This is a genomic window from Paenibacillus sp. P4_A7 (genome assembly GCF_056402455.1).
The window spans coordinates 1-10,964 of the sequence record NZ_JBFUHJ010000164.1; the positions used below are offsets into that span (position 1 = coordinate 1).

The 10,964-nt window shown below is 42.2% G+C and carries 7 protein-coding genes and 2 pseudogenes; 5 read left to right on the forward strand and 4 right to left on the reverse strand.

Annotated features, from left to right (window positions below):
- Positions 1-1,218, forward strand: a 1,218-nt coding sequence (locus tag AC1DWN_RS18655; protein WP_477560409.1) for a fibronectin type III domain-containing protein, incomplete at its 5' end; no start/stop codon positions are given.
- An 8-nt stretch (positions 1,219-1,226) separates the two neighbouring features.
- Here AC1DWN_RS18655 and AC1DWN_RS18660 read toward each other — a convergent pair.
- Positions 1,227-2,102, reverse strand: a complete 876-nt coding sequence (locus tag AC1DWN_RS18660) for an AraC family transcriptional regulator (RefSeq protein ID WP_477560410.1) — start codon at positions 2,100-2,102, stop codon at positions 1,227-1,229.
- A 168-nt stretch (positions 2,103-2,270) separates the two neighbouring features.
- On the opposite strand from AC1DWN_RS18660, the gene AC1DWN_RS18665 reads away from it, so the two are divergent.
- Positions 2,271-4,256: a beta-galactosidase trimerization domain-containing protein gene (locus AC1DWN_RS18665; protein ID WP_477560411.1), complete on the forward strand. Its 1,986-nt coding sequence runs from the start codon at positions 2,271-2,273 to the stop codon at positions 4,254-4,256.
- Positions 4,257-4,449: 193 nt separating this feature from the next.
- On the opposite strand, the gene AC1DWN_RS18670 is transcribed toward AC1DWN_RS18665, so the two are convergent.
- Entirely contained in the window at positions 4,450-5,565 is a 1,116-nt protein-coding gene (locus tag AC1DWN_RS18670; protein WP_477560412.1) for a hypothetical protein, read from the reverse strand.
- Positions 5,566-5,574: 9 nt separating this feature from the next.
- Complete coding sequence (locus tag AC1DWN_RS18675; protein WP_477560413.1) at positions 5,575-6,573, reverse strand: SPFH domain-containing protein; 999 nt, start codon at positions 6,571-6,573, stop codon at positions 5,575-5,577.
- Positions 6,574-7,313: 740 nt separating this feature from the next.
- Between AC1DWN_RS18675 and AC1DWN_RS18680 the strand changes: the two genes are divergently transcribed.
- Entirely contained in the window at positions 7,314-7,625 is a 312-nt protein-coding gene (locus tag AC1DWN_RS18680) for an NUDIX hydrolase (RefSeq protein WP_477560414.1), read from the forward strand.
- A gap of 484 nt (positions 7,626-8,109) precedes the next feature.
- Positions 8,110-9,066 (forward strand): S-layer homology domain-containing protein, encoded by a 957-nt coding sequence (locus AC1DWN_RS18685; protein WP_477560415.1) that lies wholly within the window; start codon positions 8,110-8,112, stop codon positions 9,064-9,066.
- Positions 9,067-9,129: 63 nt separating this feature from the next.
- Here the strand turns inward: AC1DWN_RS18685 and AC1DWN_RS18690 are convergent.
- Positions 9,130-9,429 (reverse strand): annotated as a pseudogene (locus AC1DWN_RS18690) (uracil-DNA glycosylase); the annotation flags it as partial.
- A 138-nt stretch (positions 9,430-9,567) separates the two neighbouring features.
- On the opposite strand from AC1DWN_RS18690, the pseudogene AC1DWN_RS18695 reads away from it, so the two are divergent.
- Positions 9,568-10,964: pseudogene (locus tag AC1DWN_RS18695) on the forward strand (IS1182 family transposase); the annotation flags it as partial.

Below are 10,964 nucleotides of genomic sequence, written 5' to 3' on the forward strand. Positions count from 1 at the left end.
TACTCAAGCAGCTTCACAATCCAGAAACCCATATGGCCAGAAGGAAGTCTCTTAGAGGCAGAGAATATCAAACGAAACTCTCTTACGCTATCCTGGCCATTAGCAGAAGGTAGCTTAGGTTACCGGATATATAGTAATGGAGAAGCAATAGATACAGTGAGCAATACCACCCACACTTATGAAGTAACGAATCTACAAACGGATACCTTATATACGTTTAAAATAGAAGCGCAGCTCCCCAACGGTAATTGGACATCTGATGGTCCATCTACAACGATTAGGACGTCTAGTCAGTATTTGGAACGGCTTAACAAGCTGTATGCTGCATTTAGGTCTAGCGATTCGGAGGATAAACAGAATGTAAGTAAGCTGCGTGAAGAAATTATGGCGTTGGATGATTTAACCGATCATACACTGCTTGATCCAGTATGGGACAAAATTAGTGCGAAGCTGCCTGCAACCTCTGATCAAGCTCAGCTTAAGAGCAGTCTCTTTCATATTTTCAAAGCCATCGGTTCATTCCAATACGATCCACAAACCTCTGGACTGGAAGAGCTGCGAACGAATCCACTATTACTGACGATGCTGAAGGAATTTGGAGCAGCGGGCGGTGTGGAGAACATTTCGACCGATGATCTTTTATTGTTTCTATTCGGGGACGGCGAGAGCCACAAAGGCATCGAGGGCACGGTAACAGATATTCTCTCAAAAAAATCTCCAAGAGAGTTGATCCAACTGCTCGGGAACAAACAGAAGACAAAACTTATATTGATCGATGCTTTGAATCAAATGCTTGTTAAAACAGATGAGTATAAATTCAGCTTATTATTAAACCAACTAAACATTACAACTAAAGACCTAATGGCAACGGCACAAAACATTCAACAAAAGCTAATGTATGACGAACCCGCCATTAACGCGTTTATCGTCGCATATGCCCGTTCTGAAGCAACAGCAGAGGTAAAAATAACGGMCAATGGCAAGAAGCATAAATACACAATCAAACTTTTCGGCGTCGAGATTCCTTCTTTAGCTTTGAACTGGTCGAAAGTATCTGGCGACGATCATGTCATAGTGAAAAAATATGGTACCATAGAAATCTCGAATGCCACAGCAAGTGGAACAGCTGTTATCCAAGCATCCCTTGTTAATCCATACGGAGGGAATACCAAGGTAATTTTCAATAAAGAAGTAAAGTTGGTTAACGGGGGCCAGTAATAAACCCTTTACGTATAACCCTGTCGCTGGCGACGGTAGGCTGCGGGTGTCACTCCTTTCTCCTTTCGGAAAAGACGGATAAAGTAATTTAATTCATCAATGCCGACAGCAGACCCGACTTGCTTTATGGAGAGATCTGGTGAATGCTCTAGCAGCCTGCAAGCTTTTTCCATCCGAATATGGCGTAAATATTCAAGAGGATTCATTCCTGTATAGCGCTTCAGGCATCTTGTAATATAGTCACGGTTAAAATGAAACGTCTCCTCCAGTTTAAGAGGTTGCAGAGGCTCATCCGCATGCTTGCGTAAATACGCAGCTACAGAAGCAGCAAGCCTTCCGGTGGAATTTTCAATGAACGAGCCTCTGACCAAACCTTGCAGCTGAACAAGCAATCGTACAAATTCAGCTTGAAGCTGTAGAGCAGATCCGACCGTTAGACGCTTATGCAGCATCAACATCACTTCTAGAATGCTCCATATTTCTTCCAACTGGAAACATCCATACTTCGGGACATAGACTTGCTGATCGGAGGTAACGGTATCGTGATCCGTTCCTTTGCGGAGCACCATCGACCATGGAATATCATCTGATGAAACACTGATCTGGTCGGAATCATGCTTGAGATGGAGCCATATTATTTCCGTATCCTCCTCACATGGACGATACCCTTCATGTGACTTGCCCGGCTCAAGAACAAGAATATGGCCGGCTCCAACTTCGTACTCCCTTCCATCCTCCATCATATACAGACATCCTCTTCGTACAAAAAGCACATCATAAAGTCCAAATACGCGTTGAAAATGCTGCATGGAAGGCGTCCACACCGAATGTCCGATTGTGATGAGCTGCGGCAGCGGAGAAACGTTTAATTGTAAGCACTTCATCTTTTCTCYCCCCTTCTTTTCAGAGTTTAACATTCACAGTATAAATTATGTTACTTCTTTTTTAAAAATCGTTTTTATGCTATTATAGGTCGTCCATGTGACTGTGATCCGACCGGAAAACCGTTTAGACTTGAATTAAATTCCCCATTAATCAGGAGGTTTTCCATAATGAGATTCCGTCAAATCCATCTAGACTTTCATACCTCTGAGCAAATTGCAGCCATTGGTGCTAACTTCGACAAAGTTCAATTTCAGAACATGCTTAAGCTTGGGCATATCGATTCCATTACCGTCTTCGCCAAGTGTCATCACGGCTGGGCGTATCATCCTACCATTGCAAACACCCAGCATCCTCATTTATCATTCGACCTGCTTGGGGCGCAAATTGAGTCCGCTCATGAAATTGGCGTTAAGACACCGGTTTATATATCCGCAGGTCTTGATGAGAAGCTTGCCCGCATCCATCCAGAATGGCTCATAAGAAGAGCAAATGAATCAACTACTTGGGCACCTGATTTCATGACAGCTGGCTATCATCAGTTTTGCTTCAATTCACCGTATTTGGACTTGCTTGTTGCCCAAACAGAGGAAGTCGTTCAACAGTACGACGCTGACGGCATCTTCTTTGATATCGTGGGTGTGTCTGAATGCTATTGTCAGAACTGTATTAGGTCGGCCCAGGAACAAGGGATTAACCCAATGGATAAATCGGAGATGTATACGCTGTGGGAACAGACGTATGCGCGTTATACAGATCGAACCAACGCAGCTGTCCAACGTTATAAGCCGGATATAACCATATTTCATAACGGAGGTCACATCGTTCAAGGAAGAAGAGATCTAGCTTTCAGAAATCCTCAGCATCTTGAGCTTGAATCTCTCCCAACAGGCGGCTGGGGATACGATCACTTCCCATTGTCAGCGAGATATGTACAGCAGCTAGGCTTGCCTTTTCTCGGGATGACAGGCAAATTCCATCTCTCATGGGGTGAATTCGGCGGCTATAAGCACCCTAACGCACTTCGTTACGAGGCGGCACTTAGTCTGGCAAATGGTGCTCGCTGCTCAATCGGCGATCAATTGCACCCGGATGGTATGATGGACGAAGCAACTTACCGATTAATTGGTGAAGCCTATGGCGAAGTGGAGCAGAAAGAAGCTTGGTGTACGGACACTATCAATAGAGCTGATATTGCCCTGTTTAGCGTTGAAGCCGCAAGAAATGCAGCAGACGACAGTCTGCCTGGTGGACATGGCCAAGGTTCATTGGCAGATAAAGGTGCGGCACGTATGCTTCTTGAAGGCAACTACCTCTTCGATGTCGTAGATGTGGTTTCTGACTGGTCTACCTATTCTGTAGTGATATTACCTGACAAAGTTAGTATTACTCCCACTATTGCAATTAAACTGGGTGAATATGTTCGTCAGGGCGGCAAAGTGCTTGCTACCGGCGAATCAGGTCTCCACACGGATGGAACTGGCTTTGCCATAGATTGTGGAGCAAAGTGGCTCAGCTCCAATCCGTTCCAGCCAGACTATTTCGTTCCAGCAGCAGATTTCGGATATTTGGGCAAAGCGGCATTTATCATGTATGGTCAAGGCCAAAAGATTGAAGTAAGCGGCGGCGAAACGTTAGGCTTACGTGAAAACCCTTATTTTAATCGAGACGTATTTCGTTTCAGCTCCCATTGTCATACACCTGGAGACAAGCAGAGCAGAGAAGCCGCAATGACCGAAGGTCCAGAAGGTATTTATATTGGCTGGAACGTGTTCGAAGACTATGCACAAAAAGGTAGTCTAATGCTGCGCGAAATCGTACAATATGCGCTGAACAAGCTGCTTGCGGATCGTAAAACACTTGTTACTACACTTCCAGCCCAAGGAGTAACAACCATTCAAAGTCAGGATAGTGAAAACCGTCTCGTACATCATTTGCTGTATGCTTCACCGGTACGTCGCGGTGAGTCCGTTGAGATTATTGAAGACATCATCCCGCTCTATGAAATTAGCAATGAAGTACGTACAAATAAGGAAGTTAGCAGTGTGTATTTAGCACCACAACTTGAACAGCTGCCATTCGACTATAAGGATGGAGTCGTCTCGTATACGCTGCCAAAACTGCTAAGTCATCAGATGGTTGTTATCCAGTTCTAATTAGCTATTAATTCATAAAGATAGAAGCCCATTCAAATTCATAAGTCGTTGAAAATAAGCATGGATCCGTTCGTTGTCGGACGGATCCATGCTATTTTGCGTTTATTCACGAAAGCGTCTATATAACGTATGACTCGCCTAACTTATCAAAATTCTTTCGAACTCATTCTGGGCAAAAAGAATGAGGACAGAATCAGTTATTTTGCATGACAAGAAACACGATAACTGCAGCGGCACTCAAACAGAACAGCACAAAAAATGAAATTTTCCAAGGGCTGCGAGGAACAGTCCCCGATACAAGTCCTGTCTGACCGTTTACCATATAGCGATAAGGCTTGTTGCGATACGAATAGTTGGCGTTCCATAAAGGAAGTAAAATATGCTTATAGGTGTTGTTGTCATACTGGGTTCGAATATGAAGCGCCCGCACTTCGTCCCCGCCAATCTTATGAATGATGTCGCTGCGAACCGCTGCGTCAATTTCCTGTCCTGCTAGACGCCATCCGTCTTTGCGCGAGACCGAATATCTCTCCGCCGTATAACCGCTCAAGTATTCCGGTTTATACTCTTTTAGCTGCTTCAGATTGAAATTGCCGAGCTTCTCGAGTATATCTCCATCATACCTGGCGGAAGCTGGAATAAGAATATCATCAAAAAATCTATCATGCCCACCGCCTACGTTACGCCATACTGTATACCTCACCTGTGTGGTATAGGTTTCCGTTTTTCCATTTACGACACGAGTTTTGGTTTCCGTTCTATAGTGGTAATCTCCTCTTTGCGCCGTATAGACGGAAGCCGTCTGCGAATCAAATGTCCAATAAGGAATGTAAATGCCAGTTAGACGAGACACGATATTCCCTTTTTTGAATGCATTCGGAACGAACCAACGCTTCTTTCTCCACAGCTTAAAGGAATTAGCAGCCTGATCCATAGATATAAGAAAGGGAATAATCGTTTCCGGTCGAATGCTCGCAGTATCTTCTTGTCTAAGCACCTTTGGCGATCCGCAAAAAGCACATAAAGTAGATGTTTCCAGCTCAGGGATAACACTCTCCCCTCCACAGTTCTCGCAATGGATCGTCTGCTTGCGAAAGCCCCAATCAGTCATAGCTCCAAGATCGGCATCTGAATCGGTGTCGGACAAATTAAGAGCATACTCGATCGGACGCTGCTTGGAATCTTCGATTGATTCCTCTTTGCCACAATATTGGCATTTCAGGTTCTGTCCCTCGGAATAAAAAAACATTTGACCGCCACAGCCCGAGCAAGGGAATGTAATAGGTGTCTTTTGCGCTGATGACTCCATCGTCATCCCCTATACCTTAGTGCCGCAGCTTGAGCAGAACTTCGCATTTTCCGCTAGAGGCACGCCGCATTCTGAGCAAAAACGTTTTCCAGCATTTGAATTCGAACCCTTATCATTCGCACGGTCTCCGCTTTCCGTTTGTGACTCGGCAGGCTTATTCATCATTTGGCTCATCATCTGTCCCATCGCCATGCCAGCACCAAGACCTACACCCGTGCCAGCCTCACCTGAGCCTTGATTATTGGCCGCTTCGCGGATAGCTTCTGCAGTTTGATATTTCATATATTGATCCAAATTACCTGCAATGTTCATGGATGACTTACGGTCAATCATCTGCTCAACCTCAGGCGGAACCGATAGGTTCTCAACCATCAGCGACGTCAAGGAAAGGCCCATCGCATGTAAATGAGGCTGCAGACGTTCTCTAGCACTGGCGCTTAATTCCTCGTAGGAGGAAGCGAGATCCATCACGGGAATTTTTGATTCACCGATGAGGTCGCTTATGCCAGTAACAATGATGGATTTTAATTGATCAGCTATTTGATCAGATTTAAATTCGCTGCGTGTTCCAAATAGTTCTTTGAGGAACAGATCAGGCTGTCCTACTCGTATCGAATAGGTTCCGAAGCCCTTGAGGCGAACAACTCCAAATTCAGCATCGCGCAAAATGAAAGGGTTAGTCGTACCCCATCTTAAATTTGTAAAATTTGTCATACTAACAAAGTAAACATCCGCCTTGAAAGGTGAGTTGAACGCATGCGGCCATGCTTTCAGCGCAGTCAAAAGAGGCATATTTTGCGTGCTTAATGTAAAGGTTCCAGGCCCATATATGTCGGCGATTTTACCCTCATTTACGAATATAGCCACTTGCGATTCACGTACAATCAGTTTGGCGCCCATCTTAATGGCATTATCATAAACCGGAAAACGATATACCATTGAGCCCGTATCGTCCAGCCATTCAATGACCTCAATAAATTGACCTCTTAGAAAAGAAAATAATCCCATTTGTCAGCCTCCAATATAAGCTTCTTATCATCAATTGTTCCTTCATTATACTAAAATTCGAAGATGTCGGGTACCCGATGTCTAAACATTGGAATTGGCTCCCCCGCCGCATCACCATACTCGCATTCACATACCTCACTTACTTCCTCTTCAACACACTCGCATTCGCATACCTCGCTTGCTTTCTCTTCAACACGCTCGCATTATAGCATTTTGAGGTAATCCACTATAATAGTGAGTCTATCCTCACTGTTTCACTGGTTGAGTAAGTAGGAATTAAACAAACAATGAAGTAAACCTCATTCCCCATGAACAAAAACTCATGGGGAGTGAGGTTTACTTCACAATCACATTGATGTAGTCGTTATACCATCAATTTAATGAGATTTACCTCACTAATTAGTGATCCACTTCAGTAACTTCGACATCTCTCAGTTTTTCAGTTTTCACAGTAACTTCTCCCCTCTCAAGTTTTAAGTTTAATGACTATCTTCAACAACTTTCAGATGTATGTTCGAACTCCCAATATCAGCTGAAACTTCATATCTAGCACTAAGGCTCAAAATGTAGAGAAAACTAATTAATTTGTTCGTATGGATCTAAGAAATGTTAACGGACATCAGATACGGAGATACACCTTTTTCGATACTGATAGCGATCGCCAAGATTTCATCTATTTCATTTGTTTGGAATTGACATTACATATGATTAAAATATAGCTATCACCCTGGAGGGGTAATATGGAAGAAATGTGGCATAGGCATCTAGGTGTTCTCGACTATGTAATCCCCTATAAGCTAGAAAAACGTGGTACAACCCATATTCATCATATTGCCATATACTACGAAGTTGAGTATTTAAGTGGAGATCTGGCATCCTTCATCGATATGCAAAACAATGATTCCATTGGAGCGGAGTTTATAGATATCATCCATTTATGTCCTGAAAATAGTTCTCCGTTAGTTATGCAAGCTCTTGCCTGGCTAAAAGATAAAAATAATTATAATCCCCTCGAAGTAGCTAGGTTAGATAATTGGATTGTTAAGCAATAACTACAAAAAAGATAGCGAAAAATGAGGCCACTGAAAAAGTCCGAAATCTATAACGGGATACGCTTCCTCAAAAAAATTAAGGAAGCGTATCCTGTTTTTAGATTTTGGACTGCAAAAAAATATAATAAAAACGAGCCTCTAGAATCGCTTCTAAGGCTCGTTCTGCGTATCAGGAGTCATATTTGACCCCCTTAAATTCATGAGTTTTCCAAAAACACTACTTTTTCAGTGGCCTCGCATTTAGCAGTTGCCTCTTTTTTTTTTGTATATTTTAAATCATAAGTGTATCGGTGACCACTTTACCCACTTGTGAAAATAGGCATGGCGCTCTCCCAGCTGAGCCATCAGATCGTATTAGCGAAAATTAATAATATATCAGGATTCAATATTGAAGTTAATGGTAATTTTTCTAAAAGTTAAGCAACAATTTAACAACGAGTTGCGTTTAATAAGTGATGCAGTAAATTATAGAAGAGGTGATTGTATGAAGAAGAGACCGATATTTATAATGACTTTAGTTGCCATGATGTTTTTGACACTTGGTCAAACAGCGTGGGCATTTAAAGATGTTAACAATGATCCAAATGCTCAAAAAATTGCTGAACTAAAAAAGTTAGGGATAATTAGCGGCAATACGATAAATGATACATTCGATCCACAAGGAAAACTTACCTATGCGGCTGGCATTTCCTTGATCGTACGCGGATTGGATATCAACATTGACCATATTCGCTTCAAAAAAAAACCAGAAGCAAGTGACTATTTCACTAACATAAAGGATGATGCTTGGTATTCGGAAGCCTTCATTATTGCGAACTTAAACGGACTTGATATTCCAAAAACAGTAAAAGCGGACGATACGATGACTCGCGAGCAGTTCGCTCACCACTTATTTCAAGCCATAATCAAGAAAGGCGACTATGCCTATATTGAAATCTTCATGCTTCTCGAAGACGAGAAGGATGTTAAAAAAGAGTATATGGACAGCATTCAAAAGCTGCTCATCAGCAAAATTGTCCAGCTAGACAGTTCGAACAAGTTTTATCCGAAGCAAGCCATTACACGCAGTGAAACAGCTGGATGGCTTTATGACGCCATTAAATTTGTAAAGGAGACCACTCCTATTCCTGACAAACCTGAACAACCAACTCTTGATTTAAAACTATCTGTGTCACCAGTAAATGCTGATGTGAACAAAGTTACTATCAGTACACAAGTGGGTCATCCTGGTTATAGGATTCGTATCACTTCTATAGGTTTCGAGGGGGATCAAGCCATTATCTATGTTGAAACGACACTGCCTGATCCAGATAAAATGTATCCTCAAGTCATTACGGACGTTCAAGTTTCTACCTACGTAGATGCTAATTACAAACCAGTGCTCCCAGGATCAATCGATTCAAGCAACACAGGATCCAGCACCGGCATCATCGCTGAATAGAGCACAAAGGCTTCTCCACTTGTCTGATGACTTAATCAGATAGAGGAGAAGCCTTTTTTATTCCTATCGGGACACTTCTAACTGAGGGATGCTCCAATCTATAACCGATCTCCCAACGCTCTCAAGATATGTATTCGCACGAGAGAAAGGTTTGCTGCCAAAGAAGCCACTTCTCACTGCAAACGGGCTCGGATGCGGCGAGGCAATGATATGATGCTTATCCGCATCAATGTTAGCTGCTTTCGCTTAAGCACGCTTTCCCCAAAGCATAAATACGACAGGCCCGTTGCGCTCATTTAATGTAGATATAATCCGATCCGTAAATTGCTCCCAACCAATCCCTTGATGCGAGTTAGGCGCCCCCACCGTCCTATATGTAAATTAAAAAAGGACATTGCAATTCAGGAGGCTACTGAAAAAGTCCAAAATCTAAAAACAGGATGAGGAAGCGTATCCTGTTTTCTTGTATAATTAAACTATCAATTTCAGGTGGTGTCGCGGATGATCTCTAACCAGCAAACCCTTAATCTCAGTCCTTTATGGCCATTTACGATATAGTCGTGCCTAAAGATGCTGCGTTAAATTAATGATCTCGTAGATTTTTCGTTTGTTCATGAAGAATTACAGAATAAATATTGCTCCGACAATGGTCGTCATGCAGTGCCTCCGATTCGTATGTTCAAATATTTATTACTGAAATCGATCTTCGATCTGTCATATGTGGATGTCGTAGAGCGTTCCAAATATGACATGTCTCTCAAATACTACTTAGATATGGCGCCAGAAGATGAGGTCATCGACCCCAGTTCACTAACAAAGTTTCGCAAACTTCCTTGAAAGATGTCAACCTACTCGATATGCTCATTCAAATGACCGTGGAAATCGCATTGGAAAAAGAAATCATAAAAAGCAGCGCAATTATTGTGGATGCTACACATACGAATGCCCGATTTAATCAACAATCACTAAAAGAAATATTAATGGAAAAGTCTAAGTTGCTACGAAAAGCAGTTTACCAGATTGATGAAAAATGAAGGATAAATTCCCGCCAAAAACAACGACGAGTGAATTAGAAGATGAACTGGACTATTGCCAGAAAGTTATAGATGCCGTGGAAAAAGAGGAAGCAATCCGTGAATATCCAAAGGTAAATGAGAAACTGAACTACTTGAAAGAAATCGTAGAGGATCACCAGGATCACCTTCAACTCTTCAATGATCCAGATGCACGTGTGGGTCATAAAACAGCGGACTCCTCATTTTTTTGGCTATAAAACACATACTGCAATGAATGAAGAACGTATTATTACAGCTGCGGTCATTACTACAGGTGAAAAAATGATGGGAAACAACTCCAAACCTTAATTCAAAAAAGTCGCGAAACAGGCATGGAAATCAATACGGTTATTGGAGACTAAGCTTACTCTGAGAAAGAGAATATTAAGTACGCCAAAGAAAATGAATTAGAGTTAGTGTCTAAATTAAACCCCTTGATTACACAAGGAGCACGTAAAAAAGAAGATGAATTTGAGTTTAATAAAGATGCAGGAATGTACGTTTGTAAAGCTGGGCATATGGCAATTCACAGAGCTCGACAAGGAAGAAAAATGTAGGCGATAACCAAGTAGACATGTATTACTTTGATACCGATAAATGTAAGCAATGTCCTTTTAAAGAAGGATGTTATAAAGAAGGAGCGAAAATTAATAAAGTATTCAGTAAGCATCAAATCAATAGAACATAGCGAGCAGAAGGCTTTTCAAGAAAGTGAATATTTCCAAGAAAAGGCGAAAGAACGCTATAAAATTGAAGCGAAGAATAGTGAATTAAAACACAGACACGGGTATGATGTGGTATCTACCTCGGGTCTCATCGGCATGCACATGAAAGGGGCAATGA